This is a genomic window from Ruegeria sp. AM9 (assembly GCF_056540565.1).
Genome location: NZ_JBQFWY010000048.1, coordinates 1 through 770, shown reverse-complemented (window position 1 = coordinate 770; position 770 = coordinate 1). Strand labels below are relative to the sequence as shown.

General features: G+C 58.4%; 1 protein-coding gene. It reads right to left on the bottom strand.

Going from position 1 to position 770, the window contains the following annotated elements; translation table 11 throughout:
- Positions 1–770: carbohydrate binding domain-containing protein (locus ACR0DO_RS19510; protein ID WP_480561106.1), on the bottom strand; the 770-nt coding region annotated here is incomplete at both ends.

Genomic DNA, 770 nt, shown 5'->3' with positions numbered 1-770 from the left:
GACCAATTGTACTGGTTTTCAGGAACTCAGGCGTGCCAAAGGACGAGGACCAGCCATAGGGCAGAGACAGTCCGAAATTGGCATCGCCGTAATTGCCGAATTCGAAACTGCCATTGGTGATCAGATTGTCACCCGCGCCCGGATTGCTCAGGCCAGCGGTCAGGTTTGCGTTCAGCTCGCCGGTCTCGACGACGCGCACATCGTCGATCAGCCCGCCCAGATGGGTGCTGTCATTTGCACGCAGTTCCAGCCGCGACGTATCCCCGGCCGCGCCGTTCACGTCGAACGTATAAGTCCGCCAATCCGAATGCGCCTCGGAGATCACTCCGACCTGAGCACCGTCCCACCAGACCTCGATTGCGTTGTCCGCCCCGTTTGCACCATCTCGTCCCCGGAAATTCAGTGAGACCTGATAGGTGCTGCCCGAATTGGTGTCGACATCCTGGTAAATGCCCGAACCAAAGCCACCATTGACCGCACCGCCGGCCAGTTCGATGATATAGTCGCCGTCGGCGGCATCTCCGTACCCTGCGTTTGCCAGTTTAATGAACTCGGGTGTGCCGAAGGACGATGTCCAGCCGTCTGGCAGGCCAAGACCGAAATTGGCATCGCCATAGTTACCTTGTTCAAAGCTGCCATTGGTCAGAAGGTTACCGTCGGTTGCTTGCGAATTCGCAACAACCCGTACGTTGTCGATGGCCCCGCCCAACAGGTCGGATGTTCCCGCCGCCCGGAATTCAAGACGTGATGTATCCGCCCCTGTTACCCGG